This window comes from Hymenobacter sp. NBH84, assembly GCF_014217645.1.
GTDB lineage: Bacteria > Bacteroidota > Bacteroidia > Cytophagales > Hymenobacteraceae > Hymenobacter > Hymenobacter profundi.
In genome coordinates, this window is sequence record NZ_CP043644.1 from 775,286 (window position 1) to 791,987 (window position 16,702).

The window sequence follows — 16,702 nt, forward strand, 5'->3', positions numbered from 1 at the left end:
CTCGTTCCCACCCACTCTCCAAACCTGCTTATGAAATACTCGCTCTTTCTATTGCTGGCCTTTGCCGGCTTGGCGGCGTGCAGCTCCGATTCCAGAACCACGACCAGCGCTGCCACAGCTTCCGCTGCGCCAGCAGATTCTGCCGCCGTGCCGCCAGCCACGCCACAGTACCGCCCCGCCTACCACTTCACGCCGGCCGCGCACTGGATGAATGACCCCAATGGGATGGTGTATTATCAGGGCACCTATCACTTGTTCTTTCAGTACTACCCCAAAGGGATGGTATGGGGGCCCATGCACTGGGGCCACGCCACCAGCCCCGATATGGTGCGCTGGCAGGAGCAGCCCATTGCCCTCTACCCCGATAGCCTGGGCTATATCTTCTCGGGCTCGGCGGTGGTAGATGCCAATAACACAGCAGGTTTTGGTAAGAACGCTATGGTAGCCATCTTCACCCACCACGACCCCAAAGGCGAAAAGGCTGGCACCAGTACCTACCAGCATCAAAGCCTAGCCTATAGTCTTGATGGGGGTAAAACCTGGCAGAAGTATGCGCAGAACCCGGTTCTGAAAAATCCTGGTATCAAGGATTTTCGCGACCCGAAAGTGAGCTGGCACGCGCCCAGCAAGCAGTGGGTGATGACTCTGGCTACCCTGGACCGCATCACGTTCTACTCTTCCCCAAACCTTAAGGACTGGACCAAACTCAGTGAGTTCGGTGAAAAGCTGGGCGCCCACGGCGGTGTGTGGGAGTGCCCCGATCTGTTTCCGCTCACGCTCAACGGCAAAACCTACTGGGTGCTCATTGTCAACCTGAACCCCGGCGGACCCAACGGCGGATCGGCCACGCAATACTTTGTGGGTCAGTTTGATGGCAAAACCTTCACGCCCCTCAACGGCAAAACCAAGTGGGCCGACTACGGCCCCGACGAGTACGCCGGCGTAACGTGGAACAACACCGGCAACCGCCGCCTGTTTCTGGGCTGGATGAGCAACTGGGAATACGCCAACCAGGTGCCTACCTCGCCCTGGCGCAGCGCCATGACCACCCCGCGCGAGCTAGGCTTGCGCCAGGTGGGTAGCGAAATCTACCTCACCTCGCAGCCCGCCGCCGAGCTGCGGAACATAACAGGCAAAACCACCACCCTGCAAAACGTAACGGCCAAAGCCCCCACCGACCTCACCGCCCGCCTCAACAGCACCACCGACAAGCACCGCCTGACGCTCAGCACTAACCAGCTAGCGAGCTTTGAGTTAGTGCTAAGCAACACGGCCGGCGAGGAACTGGTGCTAGGCTATGACCAAGCCGCCAATCAGTATTTCATCGACCGCAGCAAGGCAGGCAAGAACAGCTTCAGTCCCAAGTTCGTGGGTAGGGCCGTGGCCCCGCGCCTGAGCACGGCCGCCGGCACCGAGCTAACGCTCTACTTCGATGCGGCCTCCGTGGAGCTGTTCGCTGATCAGGGCCTGACGGTGATGACCAGCATCTTTTTCGCCAATAAGCCCTTAACTGCTATCAAATTACGATCAGCAGAAGGCATCACATTTCAACAAATCAGCAGCACACCGCTGACTACTGAAGCGGCCGGCAAAGCGCCTACCGTTGGCGCACGGTAGGTAAGTAGGGTAGGCATGTAAAAGCAGACCGTCATTCCGAGCTTGCCGAGGAATCTCGCGTGCTGATGATAGGTAGTAACCTTTGTCAGCACGCGAGATTCCTCGGCAAGCTCGGAATGACGGTCTGTTGCGCGACGCTTTGCTTAACAGGTTTGCCGTGTACTCTACTTCGCTGGCTGCACGCCTTCCGAAGTCATTTGCACGCGCTTAAGCGTACCGTCTTTGTTGTAGTAGAGGTAGTCGATGCAGACGGAGCGGTGGTAGCTGCTGCCGCCGGTATTCACCCCGCCATTGTGGTAGATGAAGTACGATTTGCCCTTGAAATCGATGATAGCCTGGTGGTTGGTGTTGGAGTTTCCGGCTATTTCGTTCAGGATGCCCTTGTATTCCCACGGCCCGGTGAGGCTGCGGCTCATGGCATAGGCAATTTTTTCGGGGAAGCCAGTGGCGTAGCTCAAGTAGTACCAGCCGTTGTGCTCGTGCACCCAGGGCGCCTCCGTAAACTGCGGCACCTCAATGGTTTGGATGGGACCGTCTAGCTCCGTCATGTTGGGTTTGAGCTTGGCGTAGCGGCACACCGTATTGCCCCAGAACAGGTAGGCCTGACCTTTTTTGTCGATAAACACCGTGGGGTCGATGTCGTCCCAGGAGATTTTGCTCTCCGTCATGTTGTTGGTAATCAGCGCAGAGCCGCGGGCATCTTTGAACGGGCCAATCGGGCTGTCGGCCACGGCTACCCCGATGGCCTTGCCTGGAATGGTGCCGTGCTCTACAGCCGCATACCAGTAGTACTTGCCGTTGCGCTCAATTACCTGCGAGGCCCAGGCATCGTCTTTAGCCCAGGCAAACTCCTTCACGTTCAGCGGCGAAGGGTGTTCCTTCCAGTTCACCATGTCCTGAGAGGAGTAGCACAGCCATTCGTGCATCACGTAGCGCTCCTGCCGGGGCGGGGCTTCGTCGTGGCCGGTGTAGAGGTACACGGTGTTGCCCTGCACCAGCGCGGCTGGATCGGCGGTATATTTTTCGAGGATGATGGGATTGCTGCCGGGTTTGCGCGGGGGTAGGGTAGCGGGGGCTTGCGCTAAGGCGCTAGTAGCGGCCAGCAGCAAGGGTAGAAAAGCGAGTTTCATGCGATTTTTTTAGACGATACCTACTTCAGTTCCAGCACAACCACTGACTTGGGCGGTAGGGCCACCGTCAGGTTGCCGCCTTTTTTCTTGGCGCCCTTAAACTCAGCCAGCTTGAGGTTGTTCGGCTTCTCAAACGTGTTGTAGTCGCTCACGCTATTCGAAGTCAGGATACGGCCCGACACATTCTTCCAGTTCACGCCGGGTAGGGCGGTTTCGAGATTGATAGTCTTTTTGGTGTCAAGATTCACCAGCGAAATGTGCACCGCGCCGTTCTTATCCTTGGAGGCCGAAGCGTTCAGAGCCGGAATTTTCTCATTGCCCATCACGTAATCGGGGCTCTTGAAGTCGAGGGGCATGTACTGCGCATCCTGGTGTACCTGGTACAGATCGAAGACGTGGTAGGTAGGCGTGAGCAGCATCTTCTCCTTGTCGGTGAGCACCAGGGCCTGAAGCACGTTCACGGCCTGGGCCAGGTTGGCGCCCTTCACCCGGTCGCAGTGGTTGTTGAAGATGTTGAGGGTAGTGCCGGCCAGCAGCGCGTCGCGCAGGGTGTTCTGCTGATACAGAAAGCCGGGGTTGGTGCCGGGCTCCACGTCGGTCCAGATGCCCCACTCGTCTACCAGCAGCGCCACGCGCTTCTCCTTGTCGTACTTGTCCATGATGGCCGCGTGCCGGGTCACGATGTCGTCCATTTTCAGTCCGTTGCGCAGGGTGTTGAAGTACTGCTGCTCATCAAAGCCCGTGGCTGCGCCCTTGCTACCGCTCCAACTGCCGGTGGGTAGGGTGTAGTAATGCAGCGTGAGGCCCCACATCATGTTGGTGGGTATCTTCTTCATGCACACTTCCGTCCAGTTGGCATCGTCGCCGTTGGCGCCGCTCACAATCTTTTTCAGGTTGGTGCCGGGGTAGTCGTGGGCAAACGTGGCGTAGCGCTTATATACGTCAGCGTAGTAGTCGGGCGTCATGTTGCCGCCGCAGCCCCAGCTTTCGTTGCCAATGCCCCACCAGCTCACCTTGTAAGGTTCGGCGTGGCCGTTCTTCTTGCGCTCCTGCACCATGGGCGTGTCCTCGTTGGAATTGAGGTATTCCATCCAGTTGCTCATTTCCTCCACCGTGCCACTGCCCACGTTGGCGGCCAGGTAGGGCTCGGTGCCCAGCATGTCGCACAGTTCCAAAAACTCGTGCGTGCCAAAGCTGTTGTCTTCCAGGGTGTTGCCCCACCACAGGTTCAGCATTTTGGGGCGCTGGGCGGCAGGGCCCACGCCGTCGTGCCAGTGGTAGGTATCGGCAAAGCAGCCGCCGGGCCAGCGCAGGTTGGGCACGTGAATTTTCTGCAACGCCTCCACAATATCCATCCGAATACGACCTTTCTTGGGCACATTCAGGTCCTTGTCAACCCAAAAGCCCCCGTAGACGTTGCGGCCCAGGTGCTCGGCAAACTGCCCCTGAATGTGCTTACTAACAATGAGTTTGGGGTCGCCGGGTTGCACGGTCATTTGCACTGTTTGGGCAGAAGCAGCAAGAGCAGTCAGACTAAGGCCCGCCGCCGATAATAGGTGTTTATAGCGCATGTGGTGGGTTGGTGATGGAGTAATGATTCACTGGCGAGTTTAGGTAGGCGCTGCTTATTGTAAGCAGTTCGGAAAGTGCATAGTGGGCAACGCATATCGAAACTCGCCGCTGGTAAAGGTAAAACGATTTTACAATCGCGCAATCGATTGTGTAAAAAACAACCAGACCGCTGGCCGTTATTTGGTGCTAACGACTGGCCAGCCGGCTGCGTCCCAGCGCATGGTTTCTATGCGCAGTTTGGGGTGTGCCTTATCGTTCGCATCGTACCCGTGAAAAATGAGGTAGTCGGTGTTATCGAAGGTAGCCACCGCGTTGTGACCCACGCCATACCAGTTTTTATCGCCTTCCAATACCAGCGTGCCACCGCCCTGGTCGAGGCGGGCGCCGGTGCGGTCGAGGTAGGGGCCACGCACATCTTCGGCCCGGCCTACCATCATTTTGTAGGTGCTCTGCGGACCGCGGCAGCAGTAGTCAAATGAGGTAAACAGGTAGTAATATTTGCCTTTCTTGAAGATGAAGGGCGCTTCAATGGCCCCGTCGCCGGGTAGGGAGTCGTTCAGCTTGGGGTTGCGGGGACGGTGCGCAATGGTGCGCCATTGCTGCGGCTCGGCGGGGCCTGTGAGGTCGGGGCGCAGTTGCACCAGCTTAATACCATCCCAAAACGAGCCAAACGTCAGCCACGGCGTACCGGCCGCGTCGCGCACCAGGTTGGGGTCGATGGCGTTCCACATGTCGCGGCCCGGCACCGATTGCACTACCAGGCCGTGGTCCACCCATTTGAAGTCGGGGGAGGTAGGGTCTAGCGTTTTGTTGGTGGCCAGCCCAATAGCCGAGGTGTTCTTTCCGAAGGCCGACACCGAGTAGAACAAGCTGTATTGGCCGTTGGCAAATGAAATATCGGGTGCCCAAATGTGGTTCTTGAAGCCCGGAATGGCCTTCACGGCCCACGCAGGCGCCGCCGCAAACACCGGCTTCTGCGGTTGCCAGTGCTGCCGGTCTTTCGACGACCATACGGCAATGCCCGGCCCGGTACAGAACATGTAGTAGGTACCATTTTGCTGAATCATCACCGGATCGTGGGCCGGAATAAGCGGCGTTTGGGCCTGCAACTGGTAACTCAGTAGCAAAAACAGCCACAGTAAATGCTTTTTCATATATTGGTTGAGGTTTACATAAACGATTGTGTAAAGATGCTAGTTAAGTAAATTCGATCGGGAATGCCAGCCGGCTCGCTACCCAATGTGCTGGCCAACCGGCGCCAGGGGTAGGGACAAGTTTTACCCGCCAGCATTCCCGTCATACCTATCTTTGTTTGATACAACCAAATAGGCCCCTACACCTGCTTGCACGCACGAAAGTGTAAAGCAGGTTGTATGGAACAAAACGCAGTGGCTTCAACTGACTGTAAACGCCGCAGTCACAAAAATTAGAACAGACAATAACGTATGGCCCCTCGCTCCAAGAAAATAGTGGATGCTACTAGTAGCCCCATATCCATGGCCGATCTGGCCCGTGAGCTGGGCGTGTCCATGACCACCATTTCGCGCGCCCTAAGCGACCATCACAGCATTGGCCCGGCCACCAAGCAGAAGGTGCTGAAGCTGGCCAAAAAGCTCAACTACCAGCCCAACCACTTGGCCGCCGCGCTGCGCAAGGGGCAGAGCAAGCTCATTGGCGTGATTGTGCCCTACATTGAGGGACGCTTCTTTGCCACCGTGGTGCACGGCATCGAAACGGCTGCCAGCAAGGCGGGCTTCAACGTAATTATCTGCCAATCGAGCGAGGATGTGGCGCAGGAGCGCAAAAACGTGGAAACCCTGCTCAGTGCGCAGGTAGCCGGCATTTTGGTTTCGCTCTCACGGGATACCAATGACTTTCGGCACTTCGAAAAAGTGCGCAAGCGCGGTATTCCGTTGGTTTTCTTTGATAGGGTGCTGGAAAGTGACACTGTGAATGCCGTGGTGCTCAACGATTACGATGGGGGCTACCAGGTGACGCGCCACTTGCTGGAGCAAGGGTGCCGGCGTATAGGCCACTTTGCCGGCCCGCAGCACTTGAACATCTACCGCAACCGCCGCCAGGGCTACCTCGACGCATTGGAAAGCTACAACCTACCCCTCGACGAGCAGCGGATTGTATACTCCGATATGACGCTGGAAGACGGCTCCGAGGGCATGCGTCAACTGTTGGCCCTGCCGGATGGTGGGGTCGATGCGGTGTTTTCGGCCGGCGATACGGCTGTGCTGGGTGCCTTACAGTTCCTGAAAAGCAAGCAGGTGTCGGTGCCGCAGCAGGTAGCGCTGGCGGGCTTTAGCAACGAAGCCTTTACGGCCATTACCGAGCCCATGCTCACGTCCGTTGATCAGCGCTGCGAGGAAATGGGGCAGGCGGCTGTGCGCTTGTTTCTGGAATTGGTGGAGTCGCAGGACAGCGCTTTTCTGCAACGGCAGGTGATTTTGCAGCCCCGGCTATTCATTCGTGAGTCGTCGTTGCAAGGCACGCCTTCTTTAGATACGCTATCAAAGCAGGCGACTAAGATACCTTGCTAAATGGTTTTAGCAGAGAATGAAGTAAGAACTTGCGGTGTATGCAAACGTTTGCATATATTGCCAGCGGAGCCTGTTGGGTTCCGTTGCCGCATCTTTCTTTATTCTCTACACCGTGACGTTTTCTCTTCTTTCCGCTGCCCGGCAGCATGCCATGTTACTGCTTGTGGGTGGCCTGAGCGTAGGCGCCTGTCAGCAGTCAACAGCGCCCACCACCGCAACTACTCCGGCGCCTGCCACTACTATTGCCAATCCCATTTTGCCCGGCGACTTCCCGGACCCCTCAGTGGCGCAGATAGGCGACACGTATTGGGCCACGGCCACTACCTCCAACTGGGGACCTGTTTTTCCGCTGTTGAAATCGAAGGATTTAGCTAAATGGGAGCTGGTGGGCCACGTATTTCCGGAGGGCCGCCCAGACTGGGCCGATTACTACTTCTGGGCCCCCGAAATCAGTCAGGAAGGCGGCAAAACGTACGTGTTCTATACAGCGCACCAGCGCGGCGGTAACCTGGCAGTGGGAGTGGCCTCGGCCGACACGCCGGCCGGTCCCTACCACGACCACGGCCCACTGGTGGGCCAGCCCGATGGCTCCATCGACGCTTTTCCGATGCGCGATGAAAACAACCAACTCTACTTGATCTGGAAGGAAGACGGTAACAGCGTGAGCCAGCCTACCCCCATCTGGGCCCAGCGCCTCAACGACGACCGCACCGCGCTACTGGGCGAAAAGCAGGAGCTGTTTCGCAACGATGCCGCCTGGGAAGCTGGCCTGGTAGAAGGCGTGAGCATGGTGCGCCACGAGGGCTATTTCTACGCCTTCTACGCTGGCAATGGCTGCTGCGGCAATGGCTGCACCTACGCTACCGGCGTGGCCCGCTCGCGCAACTTGTTGGGACCGTGGGAGAAATACAGCAAAAACCCGATTATGGTGAACAACGACACCTGGAAGTGCCCCGGCCACGGCACCGTGGTGCAGCGCGACGGCCACTGGTTTTTGCTGCACCATGCCTATGATAGCCAGGGCTTTCAGAATGTAGGCCGCCAGGGTGTGTTAAGCGAGTTCATGTGGAATGCCGAGGGCTGGCCCGAGTTCCAGGGGCGCAGCACCACCGTAGGCGCCGCGCCGGCCCTAACGGCGCATAACCTGACCGACGAGTTCAATAAAGCTACCCTGCTGCCTACCTGGCAGTGGCCGGTAGAGCACAAACCTACCTTTCAGGTGAAAGATGGCCAGCTACGCCTCACGGCCAGCCCCGAAGGCAGCGGTGCGGTGCTGGGTCAGCCTACCTACACGACAACCTATACCGTTACAACCACGCTGCTGAACCCTGCCGCCCTACCCACCGGCACCACGGCCGGCCTCACCGCCCACGGCGACCCCGACAACGCCTTGGCTCTTACGGCCGGCGGTGGCCACATGCAACTGTGGCAGCGCATTAAAGGCCAGCAAAAGGTATTGGCTGACATGCCGTTGCCGGCTACCAAAACCCTCCAGTTGCGCATGCAGGTCGAAAAAGGGAGCCAGTACCGCTTCAGCTGGAGCACCGACGCGGGCAAAACCTGGCAGTCGCCGCCAACCACTACCCCGGTGGATGGCACCTACCTACCGCCTTGGGACCGGGGCGTGCGGGTAGGGCTGGTGGCCCAGGGCCCAGCATCGGCCACTGGCACATTCGAGAATTTCACGCTGGTCAATCAGTAAGGATAGTTGTCAGGTATGAGCGAAAAAGCGCTGTCATCCTGCGCTTGCAAAGGACCTTATACCAGTTGAACGGCTGACGTAACAACAACTCGTTCTCCCGCGATACGGTCCTTCGCTGTGCTCAGGATGACACCACTTCTCAACCTTAACGACTAAACTCTACCAACCAATAACTCACCTAACCTTCTTTCTATCTGTATGATGCGTATTTCCCGGATTATGCTGGTGCTGGGCAGCAGCTGGCTTAGCATTGGTGGCCTCCTGGCCCAGACCCTGCGCCCACCGGCTTACCCCCTCGTCACCCACGACCCCTACTTTAGCATTTGGGCCTTCAACGATACGCTGACGGCCGCGCCTACCCGCCACTGGACCGGCGAGCCGCAGGCTCTGGAAGGCATGGTGCGGGTGGATGGCAAAACCTACCAATTTCTGGGCAAAGCCGCGGCCGAATACCGCGCCGTGATTCCGACGGCGCAGGAAAAGCCGTATGAGGCGCGCTACACCTTTACCAAGCCAGCCGATGGCTGGGAGAAACCGACCTTTGCGGCCGCCAACAGCTGGAAAACCGGTCCTGCGCCCTTCACCGATAACCGTAGCCTGAAAGGCACTAACTGGACAGAGGGCGACATTTGGGTGCGCCGGACCGTATCGGTGCCCGCGCCGCTGCCCACCGGCAAGCTCACGCTGCTACTCTGGCACGACGATGATGTGGAAGTGTACCTGAACGGTGTGCTGCTAACCAAGCAAGAAAAATTCAACGACAAGTACGCCTACTTTGCCGTGCCCGAAGCGGCGCGCAAGGCCCTGCACACCGGCGAAAACGTGCTGGCCATGCACTGCGTCAGCCCGCAGGGCGGCGAGCATCTGGATGCTGGTCTATATATTGAGGTACCGCAGCAGCGCGTACCCACAGCCCGCCAAACGGGTGTGACGCTCACGGCCACCCAAACCAATTACACCTTTGAGGCTGGCCCGGTGCGCCTCACGGCTAATTTCCTTTCGCCGCTGCTGCTGGATGAGCTGGAAACCGTGGCCCGCCCCGTAAGCTATATCACGCTGGGCGCTGCTGCCACCGATGGCAAGCCCCACACCGTGCAGGTGCTCCTGACCGAAGCCGGCACCGTGGCCGCCAACTCTCCCTACCAAAATGTGCAAACTCAGACCGGCAGCGACGCCAGCCTGACCTGGCAGGCAGTAGGTACCACCGCGCAGCCCGTGCTGGGCCAGGCCGGCGACAACGTACGTATTGATTGGGGCTACGCCTACCTGGCCGCGCCCAAAGGCGCACAAACAACCAGCGGCACCACCTCGGCCTTGCAGAGCGCCTTTACGCAGTCGGGCAAGCTCGCCGCGAATAGCAAGCCGCAAACCGGTGTGGCCCAGCGCGTAGCCTTAGCTACGGTGTTGGACATGGGCCGCGTAACGAAGCCCACCGAGCAGCACGTACTGTTGGGCTACGACGACCTGTACTCGGTCCAGTACTTCGGGCAGAACCTGCGCGGCTGGTGGCGCCGCGACCCGTCTATGACGATGGCGAAGGCCCTGCAAACGGCTGAGAAAGAATACACGCGCCTACGCCGCAAGAGCACGGAGTTCGACCAAAAGATGTATGCCGATGCCCAGGCCGCCGGTGGTAAGGAGTACGCCGACCTCTGCCAGCTGGCCTACCGCCAGGCCATTGCAGCCCACAAAATCGTGGCCGGCCCGAAAGGGGAGGTGTTCTTCTTATCAAAGGAGAACTTCTCGAACGGCTCCATCGGCACTGTGGACGTGACCTACCCTTCGGCACCCATGTTTCTGCTCTATAATAATGAACTGGCGAAGGGCTTGCTGCGCTTTATCTTCGATTACAGCGAGTCGGGCCGATGGAAGAAGGACTTTCCGGCGCACGATATCGGCACCTACCCGCTGGCTAATGGCCAGACCTACGGCGAGGACATGCCCGTGGAGGAAGCCGGCAACATGCTGATTCTGACTGCTGCCGCTGTGAAAGTGGATGGCAAGGCCGACTTTGCCCGCGAGCATTGGCCTACCCTCACCAAGTGGGTAGGGTTCTTGAAGCGCGATGGATTCGACCCCGCCAACCAGCTCAGCACCGACGACTTTGCCGGTCACCTGGCTCGCAACACCAACCTCTCGGTGAAGGCCATCATGGGTATTGCCTGCTACGGTCAGATGGCCCAGCAGCTTGGCGATAAGAAAACGGCCGACGAGTACATGGCCCTGGCCCGCGATATGGCCAAGCGTTGGCAAACCATGGCCCGCGACGGCGACCATTACGCCCTTACCTTCGATAAGCCCGCCGGCTCGTGGAGCCAGAAGTACAATCTGGTGTGGGATAAGGTGCTAGACCTGAACGTATTCCCGAAAGAGGTAGCACAGCAGGAAATGGACTTTTACCTCAAGCACCAGCAGCGCTACGGTCTACCCTTGGACAGCCGCAAGACCTACACCAAGTCAGACTGGATCATGTGGACGGCAACGCTAGCCGACCGCGAAGCCGATTTTAAGGCACTGGTAGCGCCGGTGTGGCAGTTTGCCAACGACACGCCCGTGCGTGTACCCCTCACCGACTGGCATGAAACCACCAACGCCCGTCAGGTTGGGTTTCAGGCTCGTTCGGTGGTAGGCGGTTACTTTATCAAGCTCCTGTCGGATAAGATGACGAAGAAGTAAAGGCGTGTTGGGGCTGGCTTACTGCGCGAAGTAGGCCGGCCCCGATAGGGTAGACCAATCGGTGGCCCGGCGGCGGCGGGCGGGCCGCGCTTTACGGCGGGTAGCGTTGCGGCGCGGCGTAGCGCGTTGCAGCCAGTAGCAAGGCGTGGGCTGCGAGGTGTCGACAGCAGGCCGGCGCGGGCCACCAGTGGCCGTGCTCATAAACAACGCCGGGTTGCCGTTGCGGTCATACACCCACCCTTGGTGCAGCCACCCCAGGTAGCGCCCATTTACGGCATAAAGCAGGTCTTCTTCAAACCAGGCCAGCAGGCGGCCGTTGGCATCATATAACCCCTGGCAAGCCGGATCAACGTACACGACGGGCTGCCCGGTGGTATCGTACAGTGAAATCATGGTGCAGAGACGAAATAAAATAGTGATAGAATAAAGGCTGAAAAAATAAACGCAATCCGATAGGTTATCGGATTGTGTTTTGCATTAAATACGCTGTATTTTAATTGCAAATAGTTGATAATTAGATTTTTATATTACTGTAAGTAGGATTAAGCTATGTCGAAGCACGCCGTGTTACCAGACAATGCAGTAAGACGTGGGTTGTACTTAGTTATATTGAAATTATACTACAAACGATAGCCGAGTAGTAGGGGTAGGTAGGGTTGGTGATTAAGTAGGCGAAATAGCCTGTAAGCATTTGTTTTTGCGGATACAGCTCCACTATGCTCACAACTCTGCCGGTCAATTCGTCGTAACGGCAAACTACTATTTACCCGACTCCATCCAATGAGTGTTGCTCCTTTGCTTCCTATCTATTTCGAAAACGGTGCTGGCCGGATTTTGGAAAATGCATCCGGTCGTTATTTATACCTAAAATGGAGTGCTAATGAGCGCGATACCGAAACGTTTCGGGCACTGCTCAATCATGTGGCACGGGCCTTGGTACGGCATAAGTGGAGCAAGGTGTTGGCCATTCAACAGGTTATGCAGCCGCTGAATGAAGAAGAGTTGAATTGGATGTTGCAGGAGTGGCTACCACACGCCATGCACGAGGCCGGCTACCGGCACGGGGCCATTGTACTGCCGCACCAGGTAGACGCCCGCCTCACTACTAGTCAGCTCACCAACAAAGCCCAGCAGCAAGCCATGAACTACCAAACATTTGAGGAAGAAACCGAAGCGGCTACCTGGCTTATGCACCAACCCGATTAACTAAGTATCGTTTCCGCCTTTTCTTCACGAGCAACCCATCCACGCGCATCGGTCGGTAGTTGGTCTGCACGGTTTTGTTCTGCATATGACGTCTACCTCTACCGCCGAAGCTTCCATGATTGCTGAACCAACGGCCGTAGAAGCCGTGCTGGTACAACGCCTCTACCAGCGCGACGAAAATGCCATGCTACTGTTCTATAATCAGTACAGTGCCATGCTCTACGGGGTGATTTTGCGAATTGTGAAGCACACCCACCTAGCCGAGGATGTGTTGCAAGAAAGTATGCTGAAGATCTGGCATTCTTTCCCAAGCTACAATCCCATGCGGGGGAGGCTAGCTACCTGGGCACTCAATATCTGCCGCAACAAGGCCATTGACGAGCTGCGGGCCCAGCGCGCACGCGGTGCCGAGCGTACCACGTCGCTACCAAGTAAGCTACCGACGTCTCTTCAACCACTAGCCATAACCTTTCGCCCCGAGCACGTGGGTGTACGCGAACTGGTGCACGATTTGTCGCCGGCCGCGCAGGAGTTGTTGGATATGCTGTATTTCCAGGGCTACACCCAGCAAGAGGCTGCCGAGGCGCTGGGTGAGCCACTGGGCACGGTGAAGTCCCGCGCCCGCGCTGCCATTAGCCTTCTAGCGCGTCGGCTGCGCAATGCGGGGTAGGGGGTAGGACTACTCGGTGGGGGGCTGCATAATGAAGCTGCGCATCATGTGCAGCAGCAAGGAATCGGCGGCACTCAGGTTGAGCGGCTGCAAGTTTAGCTGGATGGGTTGAACATAACCCGCCATAGTTAGAAACTCTTCATCCGACACGGGGCGGAAAGCCATGGACCAGTCGGTGAAGCTGCGCTCAGCTACTTCTTTATCAGCTAGTTTCACTAGGCCCACGTGGCGCTTATCGGACAGCAAACGAGTGTAGAGGTCGTCTAGCGCGGCCTTATCACCTTCCACAATCTGCATGAAACGTCCGTCGCCATACACCAGTGCGCCCGTAATGTTATCTTGTTCGTTACGGAGGCGCGCCTGGTTGAGTAGGGCGCCCAGTTCAGCGTCGCTCAGTGGCTGCACGGCCGTGCTCATATAAATCAAATGGTGCATCGAAGGAAGGTAGGATCAAATCAAAGGTAGAGAAATAGATTCCCCATCCGGCGCCGGCTGCGTATCATTGCTCATGAAAATACTGCTGGTAGAAGACGAACCCAAGGTGGCGGCCTTCCTGCATAAGGGCCTCACCGAGCAAACCCACGCCGTCGATATTGCCTCCGATGGCCTGTTGGGCTTGCGCCTGGCCCTGGTCAATGGCTACGATCTGGTGATTCTGGACAACCTGCTGCCTGGCCTGAGCGGAATAGAAGTGTGCCGCCGCATCCGCGAAAGCCACTCCTCGGTACCCATCCTGATGCTGACGGCCTTGGGCGAAACCGACGACAAAATCCGTGGCCTCGATGCCGGTGCCGACGATTATTTGGTAAAGCCTTTTGCTTTCCAGGAGCTGCTGGCTCGCATCCGGGCCCTCACGCGGCGCCACCAGGAAGCGCCCGGCACGGCCGGTGTGGTGCTGCGCCTGGCCGACCTCACCCTCGACCCCGTAACCAAAATAGTGCAGCGGGCCGGGCAGGCCATTCAGCTCACTGCCCGCGAGTTTGCCCTGTTAGAGTTTTTGCTGCGCAACAAGGGTAGGGTAGTATCGCGCGTAGATATTCTGGAGCAGGTGTGGGAAACCAGCTTCGACACCGGCTCCAACGTCATCGACGTGTACATCAACTTCCTACGCAAGAAAATCGACCGGGATTTCACCCCCAAGCTCATCCATACGCTGGTAGGCATGGGCTATACCATGAAGGAAGAGTAATTGGTTGATGTGGTGATTGTTGAGGTGGTGATGAACTGGTATGGTGCGGTGATGTAGTAAGGAACTGTCATCCTGAGCGCAGCGAAGGACCTTATGTCAGTTAAACAAATCGTTGCTACGTCAATCTTTTTAGCGTAGGGGCTTAGGAAGCAAAACTAATTAGAGGGGCTGTTGACGAAGCAATTTAAGTAAGAGTTTGTACAGGTCTTCGTGGCGATGATTGAAGCGAAACTCGGCCTCTTTCAAGTGTAGTAAAAACGTATGGTTGGGCACGCCCTTGAAGCGTTGCAGATGGGCTTTGGCAAAGCTCCAAAATGATTCAATCCCGTTGATATGCGAGGCTCCCTGGACAAACTCGTTCTGCCCATGATGCACCCGAAAATGACGGTCGTAGCCCACGTCCACCAAGCCATCATAGCCGCGCCAGCCATCGGTGTTGACCATCGCCGTGACATCAATCTTACCCCGAATAATAGCTTGCAGGGTCTTTTTCGAGCAATCCGGGACGATTTCCGTGTATACCTGAGCCCCGCGTTTGAACAGGCCAAAGACAATGGTTTTACCCCCCGCTCCCCGGCCCCGTTTGCCGCGTACGCGCCGCGGGCCGAAGTAGCTCTCGTCCAGTTCGACGGCCCCGTCCAGGTCAGCCGGCACCGGGCTGCAAGCTAGCAGCCGGTGGCGCAGGCGCAGGTATATGTCGTTGACCGCGCGTACGCTCAGACCCGTCAGCCGGGCCGCGTCCGAAGCCGTCAAATCCAGCGCGAAAAGACGCAACAAGTAGCGAAATTTGACCTCGGAAATTTTGCTGCACTTATAATAGCGGTTAGTTTGCTGCATAACAGGAAGTTATGCCCCATTCCTCGCTTTTTGCTTCCTAAGCCCCTAGCGTAATAAGGTCCTTCGCAAGCTCAGGATGACAATTCCTCAACACATTACCACATCGCCAAACTAGCACATCAGCATATTAGCACATCAAAACTATGTCTATTCGACTTCGGTTGGCGTTGCAGTTTGGGTTGATTGTAGGCTGCACGCTGCTGGTGTTTTCGCTGGTGATTTATGCCTTTACCTACCAGGCCCGGCGGGCGTTGTTCACCGAACGCTTACTAGGCCGTGCCCAGATAGTGGGGCACGTGTACCTGGATGGCACTAACCGCGCCGATGCCAGCCGGGTTTCGTACCGACGCTACCTGCGCCAGTTTTACCGCACGCTGCCCCAGGAAGAAGCGCGGGTGTACAACAACCAGGACTCTATTGTCTTTCATGAAGGCACTCTGCGGACCAAGCCTGCACCGGGCAAGTTGCTGGAAGATGCGCGTCGTGTGGGCCAGGGCATCCGGCACGATGCCGCCTATCACCAAACGGTTTCGTTGCGCTACCGCGATGCGCGGCGCGGCACCTTTATCGTAGTGGCTTCCTCCATGGACACGGAAAGCGAACAGGAATTGAGCAATTTGCGGCTGATTCTGCTGGTGGGCCTGCTAGTGTCGTTTGGGATTGTGGGCGTGGGCGGCTGGTTTTTTGCCGGCCAGGCCCTGCGTCCCATGAAGCGCGTGGTGAACGAGGTAGACAGCATCACGGCCTCCGACCTGCACCAGCGCCTCTCCGAAACCGACGGGCAGGACGAAGTGTCGCACTTGGCGCAGCGGTTCAACAGCCTCCTCGACCGTCTCGAAACGGCATTTGCCGGGCAGCGCACCTTCGTCCGCGACGCTTCCCACGAGTTGCGGACTCCCCTGACGGCCCTCATTGGAGAGCTGGAAGTGGCCCTGATGCAGGATGAGCGCCCGCCTGCCGAGTACCGGCGCGTGCTGCGCAGCACCCTCGATGCGGCTCGCCTCCTGAAAGACCTCACCAACGGCCTGCTCCAGATTGCCCGCGCCTCCGACGACCCCTCGCAGGTGCCCCTCACCTCAACGCGCCTCGACGAGCTGCTGCTACAGGCCCACGAGGAAATCAGGCGGCGCCACCCTACCCACCGCGTCGACCTGGAATTCAGCGAGTCGGATTCCGGCCATCCCGCCGACCCGTTTGTGGTGCGGGGCAACGAGGCGCTGCTGCTGTCGGCGGTGCTCAACGTGCTCGAAAACGCTTGCAAGTTTTCTTCCGACCCCACACAGCCCATTGTGGCCACGTTGCTGGCCGCGCCGCGCGCTGTGCACCTGCTGGTACGCGACAAAGGGGTAGGCATGACCCCAGAAGACCAGCAGCAAGTGTTTGTGCCTTTCTTCCGGGCCGATAACGTGCGTACGGTGCCCGGACACGGCATTGGGCTGCCGCTCACGGCCAAAATCATGGAGCTGCACGGCGGTAGTATTCACGTGCGCAGCCGTTTGCACGAAGGCACCGAAGTGGAGCTGATTCTACCAGCCGCTTAACCAATCCCAAAAT

General features: G+C 57.8%; 14 protein-coding genes. 8 read left to right on the forward strand and 6 right to left on the reverse strand.

Annotated features, from left to right (window positions below):
- Positions 1-30 precede the first annotated feature (30 nt).
- On the forward strand, positions 31-1,617 hold the full coding sequence (locus tag F1C16_RS03295) for a glycoside hydrolase family 32 protein (RefSeq protein ID WP_185282947.1): 1,587 nt from the start codon (positions 31-33) through the stop codon (positions 1,615-1,617).
- Between the two features lie 164 nt (positions 1,618-1,781).
- On the opposite strand, the gene F1C16_RS03300 is transcribed toward F1C16_RS03295, so the two are convergent.
- The 3 genes from F1C16_RS03300 to F1C16_RS03310 all read right to left on the reverse strand — a co-directional run bounded on the left by F1C16_RS03300 (position 1,782) and on the right by F1C16_RS03310 (position 5,473).
- A complete protein-coding gene (locus F1C16_RS03300) occupies positions 1,782-2,747 on the reverse strand; it encodes a glycoside hydrolase family 43 protein (RefSeq protein WP_185282948.1) in 966 nt (321 codons plus the stop codon).
- 20 nt (positions 2,748-2,767) lie between these two features.
- Positions 2,768-4,318 (reverse strand): alpha-N-arabinofuranosidase, encoded by a 1,551-nt coding sequence (locus F1C16_RS03305; protein ID WP_185282949.1) that lies wholly within the window; start codon positions 4,316-4,318, stop codon positions 2,768-2,770.
- A gap of 177 nt (positions 4,319-4,495) precedes the next feature.
- Entirely contained in the window at positions 4,496-5,473 is a 978-nt protein-coding gene (locus tag F1C16_RS03310) for an arabinan endo-1,5-alpha-L-arabinosidase (RefSeq protein ID WP_185282950.1), read from the reverse strand.
- Between the two features lie 291 nt (positions 5,474-5,764).
- Between F1C16_RS03310 and F1C16_RS03315 the strand changes: the two genes are divergently transcribed.
- From F1C16_RS03315 to F1C16_RS03325, 3 genes are all read left to right on the forward strand, one after another.
- Complete coding sequence (locus tag F1C16_RS03315; RefSeq protein ID WP_185282951.1) at positions 5,765-6,868, forward strand: LacI family DNA-binding transcriptional regulator; 1,104 nt, start codon at positions 5,765-5,767, stop codon at positions 6,866-6,868.
- A gap of 112 nt (positions 6,869-6,980) precedes the next feature.
- Positions 6,981-8,570: a family 43 glycosylhydrolase gene (locus F1C16_RS03320; protein ID WP_258049012.1), complete on the forward strand. Its 1,590-nt coding sequence runs from the start codon at positions 6,981-6,983 to the stop codon at positions 8,568-8,570.
- 198 nt (positions 8,571-8,768) lie between these two features.
- The gene (locus F1C16_RS03325; protein ID WP_185282952.1) at positions 8,769-11,246 is read left to right on the forward strand and encodes a glutaminase family protein; all 2,478 of its coding nucleotides are present in this window, start codon (positions 8,769-8,771) and stop codon (positions 11,244-11,246) included.
- Between the two features lie 18 nt (positions 11,247-11,264).
- On the opposite strand, the gene F1C16_RS03330 is transcribed toward F1C16_RS03325, so the two are convergent.
- A complete protein-coding gene (locus tag F1C16_RS03330) occupies positions 11,265-11,639 on the reverse strand; it encodes a 4-fold beta flower protein (RefSeq protein ID WP_185282953.1) in 375 nt (124 codons plus the stop codon).
- Positions 11,640-12,026: 387 nt separating this feature from the next.
- Here F1C16_RS03330 and F1C16_RS03335 point away from each other — a divergent pair, with 387 nt between their 5' ends.
- Both F1C16_RS03335 and F1C16_RS03340 read left to right on the forward strand, forming a co-directional pair.
- Positions 12,027-12,452, forward strand: a complete 426-nt coding sequence (locus F1C16_RS03335) for an STAS/SEC14 domain-containing protein (RefSeq protein ID WP_185282954.1) — start codon at positions 12,027-12,029, stop codon at positions 12,450-12,452.
- An 85-nt stretch (positions 12,453-12,537) separates the two neighbouring features.
- Positions 12,538-13,122: an RNA polymerase sigma factor gene (locus F1C16_RS03340; RefSeq protein ID WP_258049013.1), complete on the forward strand. Its 585-nt coding sequence runs from the start codon at positions 12,538-12,540 to the stop codon at positions 13,120-13,122.
- Positions 13,123-13,131: 9 nt separating this feature from the next.
- Here F1C16_RS03340 and F1C16_RS03345 read toward each other — a convergent pair whose 3' ends face one another.
- On the reverse strand, positions 13,132-13,557 hold the full coding sequence (locus F1C16_RS03345) for a BLUF domain-containing protein (protein WP_185282955.1): 426 nt from the start codon (positions 13,555-13,557) through the stop codon (positions 13,132-13,134).
- Between the two features lie 73 nt (positions 13,558-13,630).
- Here F1C16_RS03345 and F1C16_RS03350 point away from each other — a divergent pair, with 73 nt between their 5' ends.
- Positions 13,631-14,311, forward strand: coding sequence for a response regulator transcription factor (locus F1C16_RS03350; RefSeq protein WP_185282956.1), 681 nt, complete (start codon positions 13,631-13,633; stop codon positions 14,309-14,311).
- Between the two features lie 159 nt (positions 14,312-14,470).
- On the opposite strand, the gene F1C16_RS03355 is transcribed toward F1C16_RS03350, so the two are convergent.
- Positions 14,471-15,148, reverse strand: coding sequence for an IS1595 family transposase (locus F1C16_RS03355; RefSeq protein WP_185281262.1), 678 nt, complete (start codon positions 15,146-15,148; stop codon positions 14,471-14,473).
- A gap of 143 nt (positions 15,149-15,291) precedes the next feature.
- Here F1C16_RS03355 and F1C16_RS03360 point away from each other — a divergent pair, with 143 nt between their 5' ends.
- Positions 15,292-16,689, forward strand: a complete 1,398-nt coding sequence (locus F1C16_RS03360) for a HAMP domain-containing sensor histidine kinase (protein ID WP_185282957.1) — start codon at positions 15,292-15,294, stop codon at positions 16,687-16,689.
- The last annotated feature ends 13 nt before the right edge of the window (positions 16,690-16,702 follow it).

Bases quoted from the DNA above. Each gene is read 5' to 3' on its own strand.
- F1C16_RS03295 (WP_185282947.1), top strand. From the start codon at position 31: ATGAAATACTCGCTCTTTCTATTGCTGGCCTTTGCCGGCTTGGCGGCG.
- F1C16_RS03300 (WP_185282948.1), bottom strand. From the start codon at position 2,747: ATGAAACTCGCTTTTCTACCCTTGCTGCTGGCCGCTACTAGCGCCTTA.
- F1C16_RS03305 (WP_185282949.1), bottom strand. From the start codon at position 4,318: ATGCGCTATAAACACCTATTATCGGCGGCGGGCCTTAGTCTGACTGCT.
- F1C16_RS03310 (WP_185282950.1), bottom strand. From the start codon at position 5,473: ATGAAAAAGCATTTACTGTGGCTGTTTTTGCTACTGAGTTACCAGTTG.
- F1C16_RS03315 (WP_185282951.1), top strand. From the start codon at position 5,765: ATGGCCCCTCGCTCCAAGAAAATAGTGGATGCTACTAGTAGCCCCATA.
- F1C16_RS03325 (WP_185282952.1), top strand. From the start codon at position 8,769: ATGATGCGTATTTCCCGGATTATGCTGGTGCTGGGCAGCAGCTGGCTT.
- F1C16_RS03330 (WP_185282953.1), bottom strand. From the start codon at position 11,639: ATGATTTCACTGTACGATACCACCGGGCAGCCCGTCGTGTACGTTGAT.
- F1C16_RS03335 (WP_185282954.1), top strand. From the start codon at position 12,027: ATGAGTGTTGCTCCTTTGCTTCCTATCTATTTCGAAAACGGTGCTGGC.
- F1C16_RS03340 (WP_258049013.1), top strand. From the start codon at position 12,538: ATGACGTCTACCTCTACCGCCGAAGCTTCCATGATTGCTGAACCAACG.
- F1C16_RS03345 (WP_185282955.1), bottom strand. From the start codon at position 13,557: ATGCACCATTTGATTTATATGAGCACGGCCGTGCAGCCACTGAGCGAC.
- F1C16_RS03350 (WP_185282956.1), top strand. From the start codon at position 13,631: ATGAAAATACTGCTGGTAGAAGACGAACCCAAGGTGGCGGCCTTCCTG.
- F1C16_RS03355 (WP_185281262.1), bottom strand. From the start codon at position 15,148: ATGCAGCAAACTAACCGCTATTATAAGTGCAGCAAAATTTCCGAGGTC.
- F1C16_RS03360 (WP_185282957.1), top strand. From the start codon at position 15,292: ATGTCTATTCGACTTCGGTTGGCGTTGCAGTTTGGGTTGATTGTAGGC.